Source organism: Ferroacidibacillus organovorans, assembly GCF_001516615.1.
Lineage (GTDB): Bacteria > Bacillota > Bacilli > Alicyclobacillales > SLC66 > Ferroacidibacillus > Ferroacidibacillus ferrooxidans_B.
In genome coordinates this window covers 48,774-71,850 of record NZ_LPVJ01000009.1, presented here as the reverse complement: position 1 = coordinate 71,850, position 23,077 = coordinate 48,774, and the positions used below count along the sequence as shown (strand labels likewise).

Annotated in this window: 22 protein-coding genes, 1 pseudogene and 3 riboswitches; of the genes and pseudogenes, 8 read left to right on the top strand and 15 right to left on the bottom strand. The window is 51.6% G+C overall.

Translation table 11 applies throughout. The features are described 5' to 3' along the window. Positions 1–28 precede the first annotated feature (28 nt). Positions 29–859 (bottom strand): glutamate racemase, encoded by an 831-nt coding sequence (gene racE / locus ATW55_RS03320; RefSeq protein ID WP_067712335.1) that lies wholly within the window; start codon positions 857–859, stop codon positions 29–31. 65 nt (positions 860–924) lie between these two features. Next, positions 925–1,359, bottom strand: coding sequence for a MarR family winged helix-turn-helix transcriptional regulator (locus tag ATW55_RS03315; RefSeq protein WP_067712333.1), 435 nt, complete (start codon positions 1,357–1,359; stop codon positions 925–927). A 136-nt stretch (positions 1,360–1,495) separates the two neighbouring features. Between ATW55_RS03315 and purU the strand changes: the two genes are divergently transcribed. Then, entirely contained in the window at positions 1,496–2,356 is an 861-nt protein-coding gene (gene purU, locus ATW55_RS03310) for a formyltetrahydrofolate deformylase (protein WP_067712331.1), read from the top strand. 53 nt (positions 2,357–2,409) lie between these two features. After that, a riboswitch (cyclic di-GMP riboswitch) is annotated at positions 2,410–2,502 on the top strand. A gap of 43 nt (positions 2,503–2,545) precedes the next feature. Further along, on the top strand, positions 2,546–3,283 hold the full coding sequence (locus tag ATW55_RS03305) for a hypothetical protein (RefSeq protein ID WP_067712329.1): 738 nt from the start codon (positions 2,546–2,548) through the stop codon (positions 3,281–3,283). Between the two features lie 83 nt (positions 3,284–3,366). Here ATW55_RS03305 and ATW55_RS03300 read toward each other — a convergent pair whose 3' ends face one another. Next, positions 3,367–3,687 (bottom strand): YnfA family protein, encoded by a 321-nt coding sequence (locus ATW55_RS03300; protein ID WP_067712321.1) that lies wholly within the window; start codon positions 3,685–3,687, stop codon positions 3,367–3,369. Positions 3,688–3,784: 97 nt separating this feature from the next. Further along, positions 3,785–3,877: pseudogene (locus ATW55_RS16685) on the bottom strand (helix-turn-helix domain-containing protein); the annotation flags it as partial. Between the two features lie 63 nt (positions 3,878–3,940). Here ATW55_RS16685 and ATW55_RS03295 point away from each other — a divergent pair. Both ATW55_RS03295 and ATW55_RS03290 read left to right on the top strand, forming a co-directional pair. Continuing rightward, positions 3,941–4,165: a hypothetical protein gene (locus ATW55_RS03295; RefSeq protein ID WP_153004997.1), complete on the top strand. Its 225-nt coding sequence runs from the start codon at positions 3,941–3,943 to the stop codon at positions 4,163–4,165. Between the two features lie 6 nt (positions 4,166–4,171). After that, positions 4,172–5,791: a recombinase family protein gene (locus ATW55_RS03290; RefSeq protein ID WP_067712315.1), complete on the top strand. Its 1,620-nt coding sequence runs from the start codon at positions 4,172–4,174 to the stop codon at positions 5,789–5,791. Here ATW55_RS03290 and ATW55_RS03285 read toward each other — a convergent pair. From ATW55_RS03285 to ATW55_RS03265, 5 genes are read right to left on the bottom strand one after another with little or no spacing between them, the layout of a single operon-like run. Next, positions 5,761–6,861: a pyridoxal phosphate-dependent aminotransferase gene (locus ATW55_RS03285; protein ID WP_067712312.1), complete on the bottom strand. Its 1,101-nt coding sequence runs from the start codon at positions 6,859–6,861 to the stop codon at positions 5,761–5,763. The two genes, ATW55_RS03290 and ATW55_RS03285, sit on opposite strands and share 31 nt — an antisense overlap. A gap of 16 nt (positions 6,862–6,877) precedes the next feature. After that, entirely contained in the window at positions 6,878–7,852 is a 975-nt protein-coding gene (gene cbiB / locus ATW55_RS03280; protein ID WP_235586977.1) for an adenosylcobinamide-phosphate synthase CbiB, read from the bottom strand. A 47-nt stretch (positions 7,853–7,899) separates the two neighbouring features. Then, the gene (locus ATW55_RS03275; RefSeq protein ID WP_067712309.1) at positions 7,900–8,466 is read right to left on the bottom strand and encodes a cob(I)yrinic acid a,c-diamide adenosyltransferase; all 567 of its coding nucleotides are present in this window, start codon (positions 8,464–8,466) and stop codon (positions 7,900–7,902) included. Then, entirely contained in the window at positions 8,466–9,998 is a 1,533-nt protein-coding gene (locus ATW55_RS03270; protein ID WP_153004996.1) for a cobyric acid synthase, read from the bottom strand. Before ATW55_RS03270 ends, ATW55_RS03275 begins: the two co-directional genes overlap by 1 nt. A gap of 59 nt (positions 9,999–10,057) precedes the next feature. Beyond that, positions 10,058–11,467: a cobyrinate a,c-diamide synthase gene (locus ATW55_RS03265; RefSeq protein ID WP_067712301.1), complete on the bottom strand. Its 1,410-nt coding sequence runs from the start codon at positions 11,465–11,467 to the stop codon at positions 10,058–10,060. A gap of 164 nt (positions 11,468–11,631) precedes the next feature. Continuing rightward, a riboswitch (cobalamin riboswitch) is annotated at positions 11,632–11,823 on the bottom strand. Positions 11,824–12,021: 198 nt separating this feature from the next. Beyond that, positions 12,022–12,128: riboswitch (TPP riboswitch) on the top strand. Between the two features lie 100 nt (positions 12,129–12,228). Here ATW55_RS03265 and thiC point away from each other — a divergent pair. After that, positions 12,229–13,983, top strand: a complete 1,755-nt coding sequence (gene thiC / locus ATW55_RS03260) for a phosphomethylpyrimidine synthase ThiC (RefSeq protein ID WP_423742944.1) — start codon at positions 12,229–12,231, stop codon at positions 13,981–13,983. 97 nt (positions 13,984–14,080) lie between these two features. Here the strand turns inward: thiC and arsC are convergent, their stop codons facing one another. The 4 genes from arsC to ATW55_RS03240 all read right to left on the bottom strand — a co-directional run bounded on the left by arsC (position 14,081) and on the right by ATW55_RS03240 (position 16,705). Next, positions 14,081–14,500, bottom strand: coding sequence for an arsenate reductase (thioredoxin) (arsC, locus tag ATW55_RS03255; RefSeq protein ID WP_067712296.1), 420 nt, complete (start codon positions 14,498–14,500; stop codon positions 14,081–14,083). 17 nt (positions 14,501–14,517) lie between these two features. After that, the gene (locus ATW55_RS03250) at positions 14,518–15,810 is read right to left on the bottom strand and encodes an arsenic transporter (protein WP_067712291.1); all 1,293 of its coding nucleotides are present in this window, start codon (positions 15,808–15,810) and stop codon (positions 14,518–14,520) included. Positions 15,811–15,898: 88 nt separating this feature from the next. Continuing rightward, the gene (locus tag ATW55_RS03245) at positions 15,899–16,345 is read right to left on the bottom strand and encodes an ArsR/SmtB family transcription factor (RefSeq protein WP_067712288.1); all 447 of its coding nucleotides are present in this window, start codon (positions 16,343–16,345) and stop codon (positions 15,899–15,901) included. A 201-nt stretch (positions 16,346–16,546) separates the two neighbouring features. Further along, a complete protein-coding gene (locus ATW55_RS03240; RefSeq protein WP_082685540.1) occupies positions 16,547–16,705 on the bottom strand; it encodes a helix-turn-helix domain-containing protein in 159 nt (52 codons plus the stop codon). Positions 16,706–16,998: 293 nt separating this feature from the next. Here ATW55_RS03240 and ATW55_RS03235 point away from each other — a divergent pair, with 293 nt between their 5' ends. Genes ATW55_RS03235 through ATW55_RS03225 form a run of 3 tightly spaced genes read left to right on the top strand, consistent with a single transcriptional unit; the run spans position 16,999 to position 20,430 of the window. Further along, complete coding sequence (locus ATW55_RS03235) at positions 16,999–18,561, top strand: ABC transporter substrate-binding protein (protein ID WP_067712278.1); 1,563 nt, start codon at positions 16,999–17,001, stop codon at positions 18,559–18,561. A 12-nt stretch (positions 18,562–18,573) separates the two neighbouring features. Then, the gene (locus ATW55_RS03230) at positions 18,574–19,530 is read left to right on the top strand and encodes an ABC transporter permease (RefSeq protein WP_067712275.1); all 957 of its coding nucleotides are present in this window, start codon (positions 18,574–18,576) and stop codon (positions 19,528–19,530) included. Between the two features lie 6 nt (positions 19,531–19,536). Then, complete coding sequence (locus ATW55_RS03225) at positions 19,537–20,430, top strand: ABC transporter permease (RefSeq protein ID WP_235586976.1); 894 nt, start codon at positions 19,537–19,539, stop codon at positions 20,428–20,430. 89 nt (positions 20,431–20,519) lie between these two features. Here the strand turns inward: ATW55_RS03225 and sdhB are convergent, their stop codons facing one another. Both sdhB and sdhA read right to left on the bottom strand, forming a co-directional pair. Beyond that, positions 20,520–21,302, bottom strand: coding sequence for a succinate dehydrogenase iron-sulfur subunit (gene sdhB / locus ATW55_RS03220; protein ID WP_067712271.1), 783 nt, complete (start codon positions 21,300–21,302; stop codon positions 20,520–20,522). Continuing rightward, entirely contained in the window at positions 21,302–23,059 is a 1,758-nt protein-coding gene (sdhA, locus tag ATW55_RS03215) for a succinate dehydrogenase flavoprotein subunit (protein ID WP_067712266.1), read from the bottom strand. Before sdhA ends, sdhB begins: the two co-directional genes overlap by 1 nt. Between the last annotated feature and the right edge of the window lie 18 nt (positions 23,060–23,077).

The following is a 23,077-nucleotide window of genomic DNA, read 5'->3' as shown; positions in this document are numbered from 1 at the left end:
ATAAACTCAAGCGACGACTCACGCCGCGTCACTTCTCACGCGACAAATCAAACGATTTCTGCTCCCATACACGCACCTGCGCAATGGGTGGGGACCATCCCAGCCAGCGGAGCGCAATCTCCCTGAAAGGTTCAACCTCTCCTGATGTCAAAAACACATGTGTGGGAGGCAACTCGTCTTCTCTCATCAAATTCTCTTCGGACAGCCAGTGGCTGACATCGCGCGCCGTCTCTTCAGCCGAATTTATAAGCGTTACGTTTTCCCCCATCACAGATGAGATCGCATATGTCAGCAGTGGATAGTGTGTGCAGCCCAAGATCAATGTATCGATCCCGCGCGATTGAATCGGCAATAACTCTTCCTCGATCTCACCGAGAATCGTCGGGTCGTCAAAACGCCCTGACTCCACCAAGTCGACAAATCGCGGGCAGGCGTGACTCGCCACAAACAGGTTTGGATGAATCTTTTGTAGCGCTTGTGCGTAACGGTCAGAGGCGATCGTGGCACACGTTCCGATTACCCCAATCCGATGCGATGTCGTCGCGGCAATCGCAGCCCGGGCACCTGGCGATATGACGCCAATCACCGGGATTGCGTATCGCTCGCGCGCCTCGCCCAAGCAAATCGCCGTAGCGGTGTTGCATGCGATCACCAACATCTTGACACCCTGCGCAGCGAGGTAATCCAACGCCTCAAACGTGAATGTGCGAATTTCGCCTGCCGGTCGATTGCCGTAGGGACAGCGCGCAGAGTCCCCATAAAAGAGAACGGATTCGCGTGGTAACTGCCGGAAAAGTTCCGCAACCACAGTCATTCCGCCCACACCTGAATCCATGACACCGATCGGTTGATTGCGCATTTTTTCACCTCATCATCATGCCTCATCGTATGTTCACACAAAAAACGGCCCCTGCAAAGGCGCCGTCAAATGAGGTGACGCTCTAATAATTGGAGGACTGACTTTAAATGAAGTTGCTCGGTGTCTGACAGCTTCTCAAGGACACCCGATAAATACGCGCGCCGGGCGCGTAGCACTTCATCGATCAATCGTTCTCCCTCATCTTGCACTCGAACCCGTACAACACGCTTGTCTTCATCATCGCGCACTCGCATCACATACCCTCGAAGCGCCAAGCGATCCACAAGATCAGTCGTCGTAGAGTAGGCAAGACCGAGTTTGGCACTCAGATCGCCAATGGTAACATTTCCACATTCAAACGCATAGACCAATGCGTCAAACTGGGGAATCGTGATGTCAAAATTGATAAGAATCGATCGTCCCTTTTTGCGAACCGTTCCTGCGATCGCTCGCAATAAGCGCTCGATCTCAAAAACATTGCTTTCGTCTTGAAAGGTCACCAGCAACCGTCCTTCGTCTATTTGCTGAGGTTATTGTACACACGTGATATAAAATACGTCAACGCATCCACGGTCATCCAGGGAGTGACGGGTACTGCTTGTGGTAAACTGATGTAAAAAGGAATGTTAATTTATCATGCTGGAGTATAATGCACAAGCTCGACTCCTCGTCAGTTGCAAGGATCAGCCGGGAATTGTCGCCAACATTTCTTCTGCGCTCTATCAAGTTGGCGCAAACATCACGGAATCGGCGCAGTTTAGCACAGACCCGACGGATGGTATGTTTTTTATGCGCATCGCGTTCGATCACCACGGCTTGCATGCACTGACCGAACTCAATCGCCATCTAAGAGGGCTACAGGCATCCACAAAAATGACCTATCGCCTGACCGACCCGAATCACCGGTTGCGCATCGCCATTTTTGTCTCGCGAGAAGACCACTGTCTTATGGAACTGCTTTGGCAGCAACGAACAAACATGCTTCCCGTCGATATTGCCATGATCATCAGCAATCACGATCTCTATGAAAAGACAGCTCAGGAATTTTCCATTCCCTTTCATTATATACCCATCACAAAGGACACGAAAATTGACGCCGAAAACGCGCAACACCGCCTGCTTGAATCACGCGTCGATCTGATCGTTCTCGCACGCTACATGCAGATCCTCTCCCGTCAGATGATCGCTCGCTATCCCAACAAAATCATCAACATACATCACTCTTTTTTGCCCGCATTCATCGGGGCACGCCCTTACGAGCGCGCCTATGAACGAGGGGTGAAAATCATTGGTGCGACAGCGCATTATGTTACCGATGAACTCGACGCGGGCCCAATCATTGAGCAGGATATCACGCGGGTCAAACACAGTGATGATGTTGCGTCGCTCAAAAAAATGGGTCGGCTCATCGAAAAGAATGTGCTGGCGCGCGCCGTGAAATGGCATGCGGAAGATCGTGTTCTCGTGCACAATAACAAAACCATTGTTTTCACATGATTTTTACACGTTTCGACACGAGAGGGCTGGACAAGCTGTAAAACTATGGTATAGTTCTGCTAGGGCAAAACGCGTGAAAATGCGTGACGCAAAGCTAAAGGGGCTACCAGGTGTATTTTCTCGCCTTATGCCAGCCAGTTGCCATCGCTCTCCCCCGATGGGCACAAATAGGAGCCAGGAGGAATTCCGATGAAACGACTGATTTTTTTGACGACGTCTGCACTCTTGCTCACCACCACCATGCCGGCATTCGCTGATTCTCACCACACAGTGAGTGATGTGCAGGCACTCGCCTCTGCACAAACCTCTTTGACAGCAGACCAATCAACGGTTGACACTTCTCGTCAAACGCTCGACGGTCTCATCGCTCAAGCCAAAACAGCGATTTCCTTGGCGGCGACCGCCAAAGCAAATACAACCTTATCCGGTCTATCTTCCCTGCCACAACCAGCACAAATAGACACAACCACCTTAGATCATGAGATAGCAAGTTTAAAAAGCGCCACATCGCTGCGACAAGTTAAAGATGAGCTTGCCGCGATGCAGAAAACGATAGAGCGAATGAAAGAGACGCTTTCCCACGACCATCAATCAGAAAAAACCAACAAGCCGTCAGCATTAGAGCGCCATCTCTCAGAGATTCTCCGCGAGATCACCCATGAAGAGGCGAAAGATCTCCAGAAATTCAGAAGAGACGCATCTCAACTGACAAATCTCATCGCAAACGATTCTACAGTGACGAACGTCTCCAAGGAAACGCTGCACCAACTGCAGAAAGCAACAAGAAAGCTGGACAGTCAGGCTGCGCACACAAAACGTGATTTCCAACAATTTGAGCGCCGCCTGCAGACTGTGATCTCGCAGTTGAATGTCGGCACTTCCACCTCGGTCACAGGCTCTGTCTACGGCACGTCAAGCCAATTCTGAATATGATCCATAGAGAAAGAGGGGGACTTCCCCCTCTTTCTCGTTTACTAGATCTCAATAAAAGCAAGCCAATTCTTTGTACATTATTTGCGCAAGAGCATAACAGAGACACCTATGAGACAGATCGCCGCGCCAATCCACTCTTGAATGTCTGGACGGCGGTGATCCACCCCCCAGCCGAATAACAGCGATAGAATGATAAAAACTCCACCATACGCAGCATATACTTTCCCAAAGGATGCAAACTCTTGGCGTGTGGCAAGAACTCCGTAGAGAAAAAGAATGGCACCGCCAATGACGCCGACCCAAAGCGGTTTTCCATTTCTCAACCATTGCCAGACAAGATATCCTCCTCCGATTTCAGCGAGTCCCGCCAAAATAAATAACCCGTATGCCCTGACCATGAAACCTCCGCGCAGTATCCATCCAAAGACACGACAGACATTTTAACTCAGTATACCAAAAAGGTCCCCCCTGTGAAAGAAACACGGGGGGATGTCACTAAATCTGAATTTCGCCCAACCTGACAAGTTCAACAACAGCCTGCGATCGGCCTTTTACATTTAGCTTTTTCATGACATTAGTGAGTTGGTCAATGAGGTAAATCGCATAACAAGTTGACATGCCGCCTCCGCATACAGTTAAAAGGACTGGAGCGTGACGACGATGAAGCGAAATCCTTTTCCTATCGACGAAGGCGTGAAATGGAAGCAAAACAGATTGAACAATGATAGAACCATCACTTTTTATCTCCGAAATCAAGGCCCTTCATTTGAAGAACTGGCATTATGCATGTACGCACTGGTCTTGGATGATGTCAAGCGAAATCGCAAAACCGTCTCGACAATAACTGCAGGTTGTTCAAATACACCACTGGATTGATGACACATGAGGCAACGGGCAGCCATCTATGTACGCGTATCAACAGACTCTGAAAGTCAAAAGGACTCCCCGGCAAACCAGATTGCCACTTGCCAGGAACACGCAGAACACATTCAACTGCAAACGGATTCGTCACTGATTTATAACGATGCAGGCATGACAGGGACAGAAATGTCCAGTCGCAAAGAGGTGCAACGTATGCTGGCGGATGCGCGCGCCGGACGATTTGAAGCGATTCTATTTACTGCAATCTCACGATTCAGCCGTGATTTGAGTGACGCATTCAACATGAAAAAACGGCTCGAACAAGTCTACGGCATTCGCTTGATCAGCATTGAAGAAGGCTATGACTCTGCCATCGTGGGACGCAACTCCGAAATGGTCTTTACCGTGCATGCGATGCTGGCCGCCTACAAAAGCCAGGAAATGTCAAAAGCCATCCAGCGTGGCCTGCGCCAATCCGCCCGGCGCGGGCGCCACATTGGCAACATCACTCCCTATGGTTACTTAAAAGACGATGAGAAAAAGTTGATCCCTGACCCACAAACAGCGCCAGTCGTGCGCGAAATTTTTGACATGTACCTGTCTGGAAGAGGGACGAAAGAGATTGCCAACACGCTTAATAAACAGCAGATTCCCACGGCGCTCAGGCATCAATACCAAAAGGACACAGCATGGCAAGCGTCAACCGTAAACGCCATTCTCCGTCACGAGGTGTACGTGGGTACACTTGTTGCGCACAAACACACTGCAAAAAGTGACATCGCAAAGTCTCGCAGAGTTGACCATCCCATCAAACGTCTTCAACTCCGCAGCGAGGAGGATTGGATCGTCATCCCTCACGCACACCCGCCTATTATTCCTGAAGAAAAATTTCAGCTTGTACAACATCTCATGACGCTTAAGACACGCAATAAGAGCATCCGACAAAACGTCAATCTCCTCGCCGGATTTCTGACATGCGCCTCATGTGGCGGAAGCATGATTGTGACAGGTCACAAAAAGCGGGGATTTGATAGCTACAAGTACATCGTGTGTTCAAAAGTGAAGCGGATTAATAAAGCGGCGTGCGACAACCACAGCAGTACAAACTATGGCGCGCTTCTCAAATTGATTTTTGATGTTTTGAACCGGCAATGTGAAACAGCCTCTGGGTGGGTGCAGTTTCAACAAGATTGTAAAGATCTCATCCATTCTGCTCCTGATCCTAGCGAACAAAGCATACAAACCCTGAAAATACAAATCACTGAAAATCGAGAAGAACAAAAACGCAATTTGGAAGCATTTCGCCGGAGGCTCTTTCCCATCGCTCTCATCGAAGAGAGTCAGCAGAAGTTGACTGAGCAAGAAGCGTTTTTACAAAAAGAACTAAATCGGCTGCTCGCTAGAAATGCTGTACAAACAAACGCGACATTACAAACGGCAGAATCTGAGTGTGTACTGCCCATTTTCTCAACGCATTGGCTACTTGACGACAGCACACTGCGTATCGCGCTGCACCATGTATTAGAACGTGTGATCATCGATCGCGCCGGGAATGTTGGCGTCTATTTTTCATGGTCTCCCGCAAAAATCGCACGCGACAATTCGTCTCATCATTTCTGCAAAAGTGAAGACTCTGAATAGTATGCGTCCATCGCTTTTAGATACGCACCCCAAAGCGCGCGGTTTTCTTCTTCTGTGCGAATGGCAATGCGAATGTGCGACGCGTAAAGTGCTTGAAACGAATCACAATTTCTCACGAAAAACCCATTTTTCTGTAGCTCATTTTGAACAAATCGACACACCGCAGGATTCGCAAACTTGACAAGAAAGAAGTTTACAGCAAAAGGGTACACGTGAATGCGCGGATCAAGTCCCCAACTGGAGCGAATAAAAGCCTTTTGCTGCACAAGCCATTGTATCGTTTTGGGCATCCATTCCTGATCTTGATACGCGGCGATGGCTGCCTCTTGCGCAAGCGCATTGACACTCCAGCCATCGCGATCACCCTCAATTTTACACGCAACATCAGCGTGTAAAACGGCAAAACCAAAACGCAACCCAGGGATCGCAAACACTTTTGTGGCAGAGCGAATCGTGTGAAGATGAGTATTCGCCGTCGATTCGAGCATCCAACTCTCCGAGGATTCATCCTCCAAAAAATCGAGAAACGACTCATCAATCAGCACATCCACATTGCGGCTCACTAAACGGTGCACCATGTCCGACACATCCGCTTTTCGAACATGCATCCCCGATGGATTGTGCGGCGTATTCAAAATGACACAATCCCCCGCGTGCGCCGATTCCGCAATTTTTTGAAGAGGGAGCTCAAATCGTATACCTGACATCATCGACACATGTTCAATCTGCGCCCCTGCCCTGCGCGCGATTGCCTCGTACTCATGAAACGCTGGTTCCATAACCCATGTGCGCTTAGGCGCCAACGTGTGAAGCAATAACGCCAAGACCTCCGATGCACCGTTGCCACACACCAGATTCTCAGGCCAAACGCCGTAGCGTTTAGCCAACACCTCTTTTACGCGCAGATGACGCGCATCAGGATAGTGGCGCACGAGGGGAAGCGCCTTTTGAAGCGCACAAAGGACAGACAGCGGCGGCCCCAGCGGATGCAGATTTGCACTAAAATCCACAATTTCATCCACCGCGCCACCGCGCTGCTCCACATACTCATAGACCCTCCCGCCATGCATCTCACATATCCTCCCATCAAAACTTGTCTGCCAACACCGTCACCAAAAGCGCGATCACCCCTGAGAGGCTAAACAGTATCCACCCGGTCCCCTCGACAATGCGCATCGTCTCGCGAATTCGCTCTGGTGTGAGCGGGCGGATTGGATCGCCCATAAAGGCTCGCTGCGAAGGTATACCGCCATAATAATTTAGCCCTCCTAATTGAATCGAAAGCCCTCCTGCCACCATGGATTCAGGATAACCGCTATTCGGACTTGGATGACAGCGCGCATCCCTTCGCATCACACGCCAGGCGCGGTTGGCTGTATACCGTTTGCCTAGCAGCGCACCGTAAAGCAAGACAACCGTCACGCGAGCGGGAAGATAATTCAGAACATCATCAAGTCGCGCGGATGCAAAGCCAAACGCCCGATAACGTTCATTCTTGTATCCCACCATCGAATCAAGGGTGTTTACCGCCCGATAGGCAAGCGCGAGCGGTGCCCCACCTAGCGCCGCAAAAAACACTGGAGAAACGATGGCATCCACTACATTTTCAGCAAGCGTCTCAACCGTCGCCCTGACCACTTCCGGCTCGCTCATTTGCGCAGCGTCACGACCGACAATCATGCTGACCGCTTTTCTTCCCGCTTCAAGGCCTTGCGCCGTAAGCGCATCGTACACCTCGCCGCCCGCGCGATTCAGTCCTTTCCACGCGATTGTCGTTGAGATCAACCAAAGATTTACAAAATCACCCACCAGCGGCGAAAATGTCCAAGCCATTTTGCAGATCAAGTACGTCGTGACATATGCGAGGCCAGTTACCGTGACCGCAAGAATCATGCCTTTGATGCGAAGAATTCGGTCATGTTCCGTCTGCCAATGGTTCATGCGCCGCTCCATGAAGCGGATAACCCTTCCCATCAGCACGACGGGGTGAATTAGAAACCGCGGATCACCGACCATGCGGTCAAGCAGCAGACTGAGTGTCGCAAACAGCGGCAGATTCACGGCACACGTTCCCCCAAAAATCAATCTGTCAGTTTTTCCAGCATCCCCTAGTCACGAAACACCTCTGTGCTATGGATATACTCCACCTCTTTTTTCTCTGCGCGCGCATTTACCGCACGTGCCAGCACAAACAGGAGATCCGACAGCCGATTGAGATAGCGCAGCGCGGGTTGATGAATCTCTTCCTGCTGCATCAGACTCACGGTACGGCGTTCGGCTCTTCGCACGACCGTGCAGGCAACCTGCAGCGCAGATGCGCTAACCGTTCCACCGCGCAGAATAAAGCGCTTCACAGCATCTGCCTCTTCCTTGTATTGATCGATCAACGGCTCAATTCGCTCCGCCGCATCTTCCGACGTTCGAAAGGTGTACTTTTCGGAAGAAGGTGCAGCAAGATCCGCACCGACATCCCAGAGGGTTTGTTGAATCTGTATGAGTAAATCGATGAGATCGCGTTGCCCCTCTTGCTCCAGCCAACTGGCGGCGAGCCCGAGAAACGATCCCGCCTCATCGACTGCGCCATACGCCTCCACGCGCGCGTCATCTTTAAACCGCCGCGCACCTCCGATCAGTGCAGTCTTTCCGCGATCTCCACCGCGCGTGTAAATTTTCATCACTCGTCTTCCTCTCTGAGCAATAGTTGGTAAAGCGACTGCATATCAAGATGCTCACGCACCGTCGCTGCGAGTCGATCGATCGCCTTGGATCGATGATCCGTCATCGCTACAAAAGAATCTTCAGGCGCTCGCAATTCAAAGCGCAGTCGCACCGCAGAAAGCCACGCACGCCTAAACGCATCATTGTCAAAAATGCCGTGCAGATACGTCCCCATCACCGAACTGTCCGCGCTAAACGCCCCATCGTCCCGCCACACACCATCCGCGCCTGTCCGAACCCGCGCGAAAGGTTGGTGCGCCTTGACTGATACCGTCTGCCCCATGTGAATCTCATAGCCAGAAAGCGGAATCGTTGCAAACATGCCTGCAGCCTGCCCGCGCGTGAGCACGGTCGTTTTCTCCCGTGCAAGCGTCGTCACAATGGGGAGTTCGCAGAGCCCGACGACTCGCCCGATCTTTGATTCCTGGCCCTCCGGGTCGCGAATCTCCTCACCTAACATCTGATAGCCGCCACAAATTCCGACGATAAATGCACCGGCGGCGCGCCTTTGGCGAATCACTCCTTCAAAGCCGTTGGCGCGCAGCCACAACAGATCATCGACCGTATTTTTTGAGCCGGGGAGAATCACGACGTGGGCGTCTGCCACATCCGCCGGTTGCCGACAAAAATAGGCGTGCACACCAGGCTCGAGAAACAGCGGGTCAAAATCCGTAAAATTAGAAAGGTGCGGAAGCTCCAGGATGGCCACCTTCACGCACTCCCTCGCATCCTGCGGCAACTGCGGCAGCCGATAGCGCCCCTCCTCAAGCGCAACCGAATCTTCTTCTTCTATGCCAATCTCGCGCAGATAAGGAAGAACGCCAAGGACTGGCACGCCAGTATAGGCCTCAAGCATGCGTACGCCATCTTCAAAAAGTGAGGGGTCGCCGCGAAACTTGTTGACGACAATTCCTTTGACCCGGGACCGCTCCTGCTCTGTCAACAGGTGCATCGTGCCGACAACGGATGCAAAAATTCCCCCGCGATCAATGTCCGCCACAAGAAGCACCGCCGCGTCAGCGAGTTCTGCTGTGCGCATATTGGCGATGTCGCGCGCTTTGAGATTCATCTCGACAGGACTGCCGGCCCCTTCAATCACCAGCACATCGTAGCGACGTTCCAGTTCGCGAAAGCTCTCGACAACCGCATTCCAGATTTCTCCGGTTCTCTCTGCAAAGTACGCACGCGCCGATTTCGTCTCATAGACTCGCCCCTGAAGGATCACTTGGGATAACGTGTGACTCATCGGCTTTAAAAGAACCGGATTCATATGTTCACTGGGTAAAATTCCACACGCGGCAGCCTGTACCGCTTGGGCGCGACCGATTTCACGCCCCGATGGCGTCACGGCCGAATTAAGCGACATATTCTGCGATTTAAATGGTGCCACGCGATGACCATCCTGTGCGAGGATGCGGCAGAGCGCCGTGCACAACACACTTTTCCCGACATTGGACGACGTCCCCACCACCATCAAACTCTTTGCCAAAACTCGATTCACCCCCGTGCAGCCATCGGCAAAGATTTTTTGCGCACCGCCAGTTCAAATCAAAGCGTCTGCTCCTTTTCAGTGACTGCATCACGTTTCCACGCTGCGCACCGCGCGATGAAACGTTCAACCATTTGCGGATTTGACGCGAAATGGAGGTGGGTGTACCCAGCAAGCAGATTGCCATGGGCATATCCATCGCGCTGTGTACCGCGAAGCCCTGTGGCCTCGTAGGCAAATGGCCAGGACTCCTCGCTTTTTCGCACAGCGGTCGAATAGTGAAACTCGTGTCCCCGCGCGTGCTCACCGCACTCTAGCAGCAGCGTGTCCCTGCATGCGGTCACCTCGCGGTAGCCAAGCGCGGCGAGACGCGATTGCATGGCGATCTCCATGTGCAGAATCCCTGCCATGGCGTGCGGTTCTGAAGCGCGGTCGATCAATTGATCCGCCAGGTACATAAAACCGCCACACTCTGCAAAAAGTGGCATGCCGCACTGAACTGCGCGCTGAAAGCTCTCGCGCACAGCGTCCTTTTGGCTCAGTTCGTGCGCGTACTCCTCAGGAAAGCCGCCGCCGATGTATACACCGCACGCCGTCTCCGGGATCGGTTCTCCCTCAAGCGGGCGAAACTCAAGAAGCGTTGCGCCATACCAAGAAAGCAGCTCGAGATTCTCAGGATAATAGAAGTTAAAGGCGCGATCGCGTGCGACGGCAATCACCGTCGCGGCCGCGCGCTTTTCTCCGCGAAACAGAATTGGCTCAACCGCAGCGAGCGGTGGCGCAGCCTGCGCAATCTGCAAGATGCGCTCAATATCGACTGTCTTTTCAACAGCGTCTGCCAGTGCGTCAAATAGTCCATTCAACTCGCCGCGCTCAAGAGCCGGGATGAGGCCCAAGTGACGCTCGGGAACCTGCAAGGATTCCTGTTTTGTGAGATAGCCAACCACCGGCACCGCGCATACCTGTTCAATCGCCGCTTTCACCAGTTCATAGTGTCCTTTGCTTCCTACGTGATTGACGATCACGCCTGCGAGATGAACACTTGGATCGAGCTTCTGAAAGCCAAGAACCACTGCAGCCGCGCTGCGCGCCATGCTTGAGACATGGACGACAAGGATCACGGGCGCTTTTAAGAGGACGCTCACATCGGCCGTACTTCCCGTATTCTCCAGTGGATCCTTGCCGTCATACATCCCCATGACACCTTCGATCACAGAGAGATCCGCATCTTTACTTCCACGCATAAACACTTCACGCATCGCATCTTGCCCCATCATCCATGGATCGAGATTGCGCGAAGGCCGCTTTGTCAGCGCTGTGTGATAGCTCGGATCAATATAATCAGGCCCCACCTTGAAACCTTGAACCACCATTTGACGCTTCATGAAAGCAGAAAGCAAACCCAGTGTTACCGTTGTTTTTCCTGCCCCGCTGTTCGTACCCGCGATAACGATGCGCGGTCGCTCCATTCGCTTTACTCTCCCTTTGCCGTGCACATAAAAACAAGCACCCTATGATTGGCATAGCGTGCTTGTACGCGAGAAAACCCGCTCACAAACACCCAACCTATCAACCGTAGGTTTGCAAAAGCATGCAAATGGTGAAGGGACACCTTCACCTGCAAACTGTTCGCGGGCGTTTTTAGAAAAAGGCAGGTCATCTGGCTCAGGTTCACAGCACAGCGACCATCATCCCGAGCACACTCAGAGATCGATGATCGAGGCTCACCATTACAGTGGCGGGACCGCACCGGACTTTAACCGGTTTCCCCTTTTAAAGGAGGTTCAAGAAAAGTTGAACCATCACTTTTACGTTCACCCGTTGACAGACAAACCATGCTAAACCAGCCGCGTCATTGGTGAACACCTTTTCTTTACCTATGAAATTTTACACTTGCTCCATCTCGTAACAGGGATCCCTTAGACTCATCATAGGCGACAAGCTGGCAAAAAAGCAATGACCGTTTCGCATCCAATGTGTCATTGTTTTTAACTAGTTTCAGTGCTATGCTGAACCTACAATTCAATCGATCAACGGGAGCTCGGCAAACCGGGCTGAGAGGGCGAAGGAGTCGCCGACCGTCAACCTGATCTGGATAATGCCAGCGTAGGAATTTTTATTGCACACATTTTGCTGTGCAGACCGCCACGCTGTCTTGGCGGTCTTTTTCGTTTTCGTGCGGCACACAATACAACCTATTTCCCAAATAACACGAGGGAGGCACAATCTCTTGGCTGATGAAATCGAATTTTTCCCATGCAGCAAAAAAATTTATGCGAGTGGATCAAGGGAGGATCTGCGCGTCCCCATGCGCGAAATTTCGCTCAGCGATTCACAAGATCGATCAGGAAATCATAAGAACGAGCCGCTTCGCGTCTATGATACAAGCGGAGCGTATACGGACACGGAGCGAGTCACTGATCTCAAAAAGGGTTTGCCCGCACTGCGGCGTCCGTGGATTCTTGAGCGAAACGATGTGGAAGAATATACAGGTCGAACGGTTCTTCCTGTAGATAACGGCTTGAAAAACACTGCGCCCGACGCACGCGAAACCTTTCCCGGCTTAAAGCGAAACCCCCTTCGCGCAAAATCCGGAAAAACAGTGACACAAATGCATTATGCCAAACAGGGGATCATCACGCCGGAGATGGAGTTTATCGCCATTCGCGAAGGGATCGACGCTGAAGTGGTTCGCAAAGAAGTGGCAGAAGGCCGCGCGATCATCCCCGCAAACATCAACCACCCCGAGAGTGAGCCGATGATCATCGGTCGCAACTTTCACGTCAAAATCAACGCGAATATTGGAAACTCAGCTGTCGCGTCGTCGATTGATGAAGAGGTCGAAAAAATGAAATGGGCGACACTCTGGGGTGCGGATACGGTGATGGATTTGTCCACAGGCAAAAACATTCACACAACGCGCGAGTGGATCATTCGCAACTCACCCGTGCCAATCGGAACCGTCCCTCTTTATCAGGCGCTTGAAAAAGTCGATGGCGAGGCCGCGGCGCTTACCTGGGAAATTTATCGCGACACGCTGATCGAACAGGCTGAACAAGGCGTGGACTACTTTACGATTCACGCGGGTGTCTTGCTTCGCTATATCCCTCTCACGGCAAAGCGTGTGACAGGGATCGTATCGCGTGGCGGCTCGATCATGGCCGCCTGGTGTTTGGCTCATCATCAGGAGAGTTTTCTCTATACACATTTTGAAGAGATCTGCGAAATTATGAAAACCTATGACGTATCCTTTTCTCTCGGCGATGGCCTGCGTCCAGGTTCAATCGCCGACGCTAACGACGAGGCGCAGTTTGCAGAGCTTGAAACGCTCGGGGAACTTACGAAAATCGCCTGGAAACACGATGTGCAAGTGATGATCGAGGGCCCAGGCCACGTCCCGATGCATAAGATCAAAGAAAATATGGATCGCCAACTTGAGGTGTGCCATGAAGCGCCATTTTACACACTGGGGCCACTGACAACGGACATCGCGCCGGGGTATGACCACATCACATCCGCGATCGGCGCCGCGATGATCGGCTGGTTTGGGACAGCCATGCTCTGCTATGTGACGCCAAAAGAACATCTGGGCCTGCCGAATAAGGATGACGTCAAAGAAGGTGTCATCACCTACAAAATTGCCGCACACGCGGCAGACCTGGCAAAAGGGCACCCGCGTGCGCAACAGCGTGACGATGCGCTTTCAAAGGCGCGCTTTGAGTTTCGCTGGCGGGATCAATTCAATCTATCCCTTGATCCGCAGCGCGCCATCGCCTTTCACGATGAGACGCTACCCGCAGAACCTGCCAAAACCGCTCATTTTTGCTCCATGTGCGGACCGAAATTTTGCAGCATGCGAATCACCCAAGATATACGCGAGTATGCGGAGAATTTGGGAATACAAGAAGATGAGGCGATTGCCGTCGGAATGGCTGCACAAGCGAGCGAGTTTCGAAAGTCCGGCGGAAGCATCTACCTGCCATAGCGCGAGATTGCATGCACGAAATCTCGTAGATAAAAAGCGCGCCGCAAGGACGGGAAACCATCCCTGATGGCGCGCTTTTTATCGTTTTGTCGAGGGATTACACCGTCTCTTTCATAAACGCCTCAATGCGATCGCGAATCGCATCGCGCACCTCTCGAAACTTGGCCATGATCTCTTCTTCAGAACCAGTGGCTTTCGCAGGGTCCTCAAATCCAAAATGCAGACGCTTCACGTGAGGCGGCGTCAAGGGACAGCGTTCGTCCGCATCGCCGCAAAGCGTAATCACGTAGTCCGCGCGACTTAGAATCTCATCATCAATCAATTTTGACGTGTGCGATGAGATGTCAATGCCTGCCTCTTTCATCACCGCAACCGCGCGCGGATTGAGTCCGTGCGACTCCACGCCAGCACTGTGAACGATCCACGCATCGCCGCCAAAGTGGCGCGCGAATCCTTCTGCAATCTGACTCCGGCACGAATTTCCTGTGCATAAAAAGTAAACCATTTTTTTTGACATGAACATCCCTCCGCATGCTAGTGAATGATTAGCATCCACGCATAAAGTCCTGACAGCGTGACAAACAGTGTAGGGACGGTGAGCAAAAGTCCCGTGCGAAAATATCGGCCCCAAGAGATGGTGATACCTTTCTGGCGAAGAACGTGAAGCCAGAGAAGCGTTGCAAGCGATCCAATTGGCGTAATTTTAGGTCCGAGATCACACCCGATCACATTGGCGTATATCAACGCGTGTTGCATCACTCCAGTTACGCCAGAGGCGTGGATGGCAAGCGCGTCGATCATCACCGTTGGCATGTTGTTCATTACAGAAGAGAGGATCGCGGCAATAAATCCTGTGGCAACCGTTCCCGCAAAGAGACCGCCTTGCGCGCTGGCGCGAATGACGTGACCAAGAAGCGCCGTCAATCCAGCATTCCTTAATCCATATACCACCACGTACATTCCGATGGAGAAAACGACGATCGCCCACGGCGCATCCTTGATCACGCGCCACGGTTGAATGACTCTTGCGCGCGCGCCTGCGATGAGAAAAACAATCGCGATAAGTCCTGCGACGGATGATACAGGGATGTGCAGCAATTCTGTGAGAATGTAGCCCACGAGCAAAAAAATAAGGATTACCCACGACGCCTTGAACATGCCCTCATGGACAATCGCATGGTGCGGGTCAGGAAGATCGCTGGGACGGTATGTCGCCGGGATGTCTCTCCTAAAATACAGATACAAAAAGAGCATGCTTGCAAAAAGCGAGACGAGATCGGGTATCACCATATGCAGAAGATAGGTCACGAAGCCCAGATGAAAATAATCCGCTGAGACGATGTTTACGAGGTTTGATGTCACAAATGGAAGCGACGTGGTATCTGCGATAAAGCCGCTTGCCATGATAAAGGGAAGCATTCGTTTCATATCAAATTTAAGTAGTTTAACCTTTTCAAGCACGATCGGCGTGAGAATGAGCGCAGCCCCGTCATTGGCAAAAAACGCTGAGACGATCGCCCCGAGCAAGATGACAAAGAAAAATACTTTTCTTCCATCTCCCTTTGCGGCAACCGCCATTTTGAGAGCGGCCCATTCAAAAAAACCGATGCGATCAAGAACGGTTGAAAAGATGATGATGCCAACAAATGCGAGCGTCGCATCCCAGACTATCGATGTGACAACGACTACATCTGAAATTGTCACGATATGAAGCAACAAAGCGAGAATGGCCCCTCCAAACGCGCTCCAGCCAATGGATAACCCGCGCGGTTGCCAAATGACAAAAAGTAGCGTAACGATAAAAACTCCAATAGAAAGATAGATCATGCAAGAACTCCTTAGAATATCGGACGTAAGAAGGATCGTATCAGCGACCAAACAAAATGGGCAGCGCGCGAAAAACCATGCTACCCGTTCACAGACAACATCCTTTCTTCAATTCAGCACAGCGTTTCCCGGCGTCAAAAATTGCATCTGACAAAGGCGAAGTATGCTCCCCTTTCTCATCTAGCTCCACATGCTTTGAAAGCAACGAGGCGCGCAATGCGTGCAAAACCTCTTCGAGCGCTTCTGAATTGGGAAAATAGCATGTCCATGGGCCACGCACCTCTCGCCGTACCAGATTCACTTTTTCAAGCGCCTTCAAATGGTGGGACACGGTGGGTTGCGAAAGACCCGTCTCTGTCACCACATCCGCGACACAATAGCCGTTTTCATACGCCGCAATGCGGTCACAACACGATCCGATCGCACCGTTTGCCATGATCTGCATAATCTGAAATCGACTTTTGTCCGCGAGCGCATTCAATCTGGCGAGCAGCAGTTCATGACTCAAGTCTACCTTTGAACCATGTTCAATCAAACCAACCCCCCCTTTCTCGATATTGACGCTCCTTTTCACAATCTACGATATTTATAAGCGTCAATATTCATCACCGTCGATATCATAGCCCGGATACATGTTGTCGTCAAGAGAACGCTCGGCTAAGTTTTCTATGTCCTTCCTACACAAGACCTCTTTGCGCAACATAGATTGAAGAATTCACACGAGATGGGACTAAAATCACAGTACATCACACCCCAGTGACCATCTCACATTGCTGATATGATTCCGCACGGTCTTTTCGCTGATGTACAAGATTTCCGCGATTTCTCGAGTCGTTTTATCCTGAACCAGTAACTCAAAGACCTCTCGTTCTCGTATGGTCAGCAGCGATTTCATGCGGTAATCTCTTCCCGCTGACACTGGCGCTATCCCTCCTTGCAATTATCCATCAAGCACAAGGTGCAGGGATACAGTTACGGTATTGTATGAGGACCGAAATTCTTGCGTGCAGGAACTCGCGCAGAATGGGCAACCTTCATCCCTTTTCTGCAAAGATACGCAATACGGTCATTTTGTTATAAATCTTGTCCATTCTCGTAATATTGTTTGGACAAATTCGCGAATTCTATGCTATCTTTTTACCAGAACCAACAGAAAGCATAGAATACATCATCAATAGGGGGTCCACGATGAAACGACCAACGATGTACAGCAAGCGTGCAGGCATTGCCGCTGCGGCGACCGTACTCTCGCTCACCACAAGCTTCCCGGTCTTTGCTAGCACAGCAACACACACCGCCCACCACGCTTCTGCGTTGCGCACAAGCGCACTTTCAACACTCTCGATTGGACTCAGTGCAGATCCACCAAAACTCGATCCCAGCCTCTCTAGCGCCTTGGTCGATCGTCAAGTCATGGTCAACATCTATGACTCACTCTTTACGATCAACGCTGCTGGAAAATTGCAAAATGATCTCGCAACGGGTGTAACTGTCTCTAAAAACGGACTGACCTACAACATCACGCTGCGCAAAGGCGTCAAGTTTCAAGACGGAACGCCGTTTAATGCCGCTGCAGTTCAGTTCAATCTCGCACGCGACATGCTTAAAATCTCACCGCGCCACAGTTCCTTGTCGCTCATCTCAAAGGTTGTCGTCGATGGTCCATATAAGTTGACGATCCAGCTGTCAAAGCCGTTCAGCCCACTTCTTAACGTGTTGTCCGGCCGCGCCGGAATGATGGTTTCTCCGACTGCAGTCAGAAAAGAAGGCGCAAACTTCCTCAATCACCCTGTCGGGACGGGACCTTACGAGTTTGTATCGCACATTCCCGGATCAAGCATCACGCTTGTCAAAAACCCGCACTATTGGATGAAAGGATTGCCCCATTTCCAAAAAGTCGTCTATAAAATTTTCACTGATCCAAATGTCGAACTCTTGAACCTGCAATCAAATGAAGTCCAAATCATCGACACCGTGCCACCCCAACAGATTGCGACACTCGCTAAAACGCCTGGTTACACAGTGATCAACAAACCAAGTTTTGGCTATCAAGGTGTATATCTCAACGTAAAGGCAAAACCATTCACAAATCTCTATGTGCGCGAAGCTGTCAACTACGCAATCGACCGCCAAGCGCTCGTAAACGCAGTACTCAAAGGATCAGCGAGCCCCGGCTACAGTCCTTTTGGTGCGTCATCACCCGTCTATCGCAAAGCGGAAGACACCCCACCGAAGGTCAATCCTGCGCAAATTCGTGCGCTGCTCAAGCGCGGTGGCGAAGCTCACGGCTTTACATTCACATTGCAAACGGCCAACAGTCCCATCAGCGTACAACTCGCAGAAGTGATGCAGGCGATGCTTCAACCCTATGGCATCAAAATGAATATCCAACAGCTTGATTTCGGGACGCTCTTGAACAACTCATCAGACGGAAACTTCCAGGCACTCGCACTCGGCTGGAGTGGACGCCTTGATCCAGACCAAGACATCTACTCCTTCTACTATACGGGTGGGCCTTTGAACGCATCGGGATACAGCAATCCGCAAGTCGACGCGCTCCTCAATAAAGCGCGGTCCGTCACCAACATGACGCAGCGGGCCAATCTCTATGAACAAGCCGTCGCGATCATCAACCACGATTCTCCGTACATCTTCTTGTACCATCCAAACAACGTTCTAGCGTTCAATTCATCCATCCATGGTTTCAACTATGTGCCAGACGGATTGATTCGCGTTGCAACGTTGTCATAAGGACGTGTTCTGATGGGTAGCTTCCTCGCGCGACGAATTCTTCTCACGCTACCCGTCCTCTTTCTGGTCAGCGTCATGGTCTTCAGTCTGATTCACCTTATTCCAGGTGATCCTGCCCGCGTCATTCTCGGGCAGGATGCAACACCTGGAGCGGTCGCGGCATTGCGCGAACAGCTGGGGCTGAACAAACCATTGATCGTGCAGTACCTGGACTGGGTAGGCAATGTTCTTCACGGGAATTTGGGATTGTCACTCTCCAATCAAATTGCCGTGGCAACGCTTATTGGACAGCGTTTGCCAGTGACCATTGAGTTGGCGATCGGAACGTTCCTGTTTGCTGTGATCATTGCGCTCCCGCTCGGCATCCTGTCCGCCATCAAACGCGGGAAGTTTGCCGATCTTGTCGCCGCATTTGCGACATCGCTCGGGCTTTCCATCCCACCCTTTTGGCTTGGCATCATGTTACTTCTCGCATTTACTGTTCGTTTTCATATTTTCCCATCGTCAGGTTATGTTCCACTGACACAAAACGTCGGCCAGAATCTGCAGTCGATGTTTCTTCCGGTACTCGCAACGGGTATTCGCGAGGCGGCCGTATTGTTGCGCATGACGCGAGCAAGCCTCGCAGAGGTGCTCGACGCAGACTTTGTACGCACAGCGCGCGCAAAAGGAATACGCGGTTACAGGGTCATCCTGCGACACGCCTTGAAGAATGCGCTCGTACCTGTTATTACACAGAGCGGCTTACAAATCGCAGGTCTTCTTGGCGGTCTTGTCATTACTGAGACCATCTTTTCACTTCCAGGTTTCGGAAGTCTTTTAGTCAACGCGATTTTTAGCCGCGACTACACGACGATCCAAGGAAGCGCACTCGTTGCCGCCCTTCTCGTCATTCTCGTCAATCTCGCGACAGATCTGTGTTATGGTTTCATTGACCCGCGGATTCGCATTACGCGAGGGGAAGGATAGAGCATGGTGAATATTTCCACAGAAACCATCACACCTGCCGAGACGCCTGTGCCATTAAAAAAAAGGCGCAAAAACCGCACACTTGAGCGCATGGTGCGTAATCCATCCTTTATGATTGGTGCACTCATCGTGCTGCTCATGGTCGTCGCCGGTGTATTTGCACCCATTCTCGCCCCTTATCCGCCAAATCAAATCAATTTCATGGCGCTTCTTCAACCTCCTTCTGGCGCACACTGGTTTGGTACGGATGAACTGGGACGCGACTTGTTCTCACGCATTCTCTATGGCGCTCGCACCTCACTCGAAGTATCTGCAGCCTCTGTTGGCATCGGGCTTTTTTTTGGTATTCTCATCGGACTTTTGACAGGCTACATCGGAGGAGCGTTTGATGAGTGGTTTGTCATGCGCGTGATGGACTCCATTCAATCCTTTCCTTTTCTCATCCTCGCTCTCGTCATCGGGGCAGTGCTTGGCAGTGGGCTTGGAAATGCGATGATCGCCATTGGCTTTGGATTTATTCCGGGATTTGTCCGCATTGTCCGCGCACAGGTTTTCGTGCAGAAACGTTCCGAATATGTTCAATCCGCGATCACAGTCGGCGCCGGAACCACACGAATTCTCGTCGTTCACATCCTTCCAAACATCCTCACGCCAATCATCGTCCAGGCAACGCTCGGTCTCGCAAGCGGTGTCGTTGCAGAAGCTGGACTCAGCTACCTTGGACTCGGTGTACAACCTCCAGCCGCGAGTTGGGGCGCCATGCTGCATACAGCACAAGGGTACATCACAACAGCACCCTGGCTCGCCATTTTTCCGGGTCTGACACTTGCGATTTCTGTTCTTGGCTTCAACTACCTTGGCGACGGTCTTGCCGACTTGTGGCAACCCAAGCGAAACTGATTGAACCTGTGCACAGACAGTTTCCCTGCATTCTGTTGTAAATAAAAAAGGTCCTTCGCGCGAAGGACCTTTTTTGTCTCAAAAGACGTTTATTTCTTCAACCAACTGGAGAATGCGTGCCTGTTGACATCGCGGTTCATCGCCGCAATCGATGTTGTAAGCGGGATTCCCTTCGGACAAACCTGGACACAGTTTTGTGAGTTTCCACACTCGTGAATCCCACCTTCATCCATCAGCGCCTCAAGCCGTTCATCTTTATGCATGGAACCTGTCGGATGGGTGTTAAAGAGTCGCGCCTGCGATATCGCAAACGCCCCGATAAAGCCTGTTTTTTCATTGACGTTCGGGCAAGCTTCTACACATGAGCCACACGTAAAACATTTAGAAAGTTCATAGGCCCACTGCCGCTCCGACTCAGCCATGCGCGGACCCGGTCCAAGATCGTACGTTCCGTCGATTGGAACCCACGCCTTGACACGCTTGAGAATATCAAACATGCGTGAGCGATTGACCACCAAATCGCGGACCACCGGAAAGGTGCGCATGGGCTTTAGATCGATTGGTTGCGTCAACTTGTCGACAAGCGCCGAGCATGCCTGGCGCGGTTTTCCATTGATCACCATCGTGCATGCGCCGCAAACTTCTTCCAGACAGTTCGATTCCCACGTGACTGGTTTTGTCTCCTGACCGCTTGCGTTGACCGGATTGCGTTGAATTTCCATAAGTGCCGCAATCACGTTCATCCCTGGCCGCCAAGCGATTTCAAATTCCTCTGTGTAGGGTTGCGCTTCCGCCGACTCTTGTCTTTCAATGACAAATCGCACGGTCTTTGACGAACGTTTCTCTGTGGCTTCCTGTTCTGAAATTGCCATTACACCGTCGCCTCCTTGCTGACGTCATAGCGTCGCTCGCGCGGTCGAATCAAAGAAACGTCAACATCTTGATACGTGATGCGCGGGCCCTCTGGCGTCCAGTCTGCCATCGTTGTTTTTAAGAAGTTTTCGTCGTCTCGATTGGGAAACTCAGGCTTATAGTGAGCGCCACGGCTCTCATTGCGCAGGAGCGCGCCAATGGTCATCACGCGCGCCAATTCCAGCATGTTCCACAACTGACGCGTATAAGGCGCCATTTGATTCTGCCAGCGGGACGTGTCTGCCATGTTGATGTTCTTGTAGCGCTCCATCAACTCTTGAATTTTTTCATCCGTCTTTTTCAATCGGTCGTTATAGCGAACAACCGTCACATTATCCGTCATCCACTGGCCGAGTTCTCGACCAATCACATAGGGGTTCTCCGTTCCGCGCATCGCCAGGATGCTGTCGTACTTCTCCTGTTCCCGCTTTTCCGCCGCCTCGTAAACCGTCGAAGAAACCTGATCAGCGCCTTTGCGCAACCCTTTTGCGTAGCGGAGCGCAGACGGACCTGTGATCATTCCTCCATAAATAGAAGAAAGAAGCGAGTTTGCGCCAAGTCGATTCGCCCCGTGGTACTGATAGTCACATTCACCGCAGGCAAACAGTCCTTGTATGTTCGTCATCTGCTCATAATCGACCCAGATTCCGCCCATAGAATAGTGCACAGCCGGGAAGATACGCATGGGAACCTTGCGCGGATCGTCGCCGACAAACTTCTCATAGATTTCAAGGATTCCGCCAAGTTTTACATTCAACACAGACGCCGGGATATGTGAAACGTCGAGATACACCATATTCTCTCCGTTGATCCCAAGCTTCTGGTCTACGCAGACAGAGAAAATTTCCCGTGTCGCGATATCCCGCGGCACGAGATTACCATACTCTGGATATTTTTCTTCGAGGAAATACCAAGGTTTTCCATCCTTATAAGTCCACACGCGACCACCTTCACCGCGCGCTGATTCGGACATCAGGCGCAGTTTGTCATCGCCGGGAATTGCTGTCGGGTGAATCTGAATAAACTCGCCGTTCGCATATGTGACGCCCTGTTGATAGACGGCAGAGGCAGCCGTGCCTGTGTTGATGACTGAGTTTGTGCTTTTACCAAACACGATACCCGGTCCACCAGTTGCGAGAATCACAGCGTCCGCGCGAAACGCCTTAATCTCCATTGAGCGCAAATTCTGCGCGACTATTCCTCGGCAAATCTGCTCATCATCGATCACCGCAGAGATAAATTCATATCCCTCGTACTTATTGACAAGCCCTGCCGCCTCGTAGCGGCGCACCTGTTCATCAAGTGCATAGAGAAGCTGCTGACCCGTCGTCGCACCGGCAAACGCCGTCCGATGGTGTTTGGTGCCGCCAAAACGCCGAAAATCGAGTAGTCCCTCCGGCGTGCGATTGAACATGACGCCCATGCGGTCAAGAAGATGGATAATACCTGGTGCCGCCTCGCACATACCGAGAACAGGCGGTTGATTGGCGAGAAAATCACCGCCATAAATCGTGTCATCAAAATGCTCCCAAGGTGAGTCTCCTTCACCTTTGGTGTTAACCGCTCCGTTGATCCCACCCTGAGCGCACACCGAGTGAGACCGTTTGACGGGAACGATCGAGAACAGGTCGACGGACGTTCCAGATTCTGCGATTTTGATCGTCGCCATAAGCCCTGCAAGTCCGCCGCCAACAACGATCATCCGTTGCGATGCCATCTCGATTCCTCCAATACC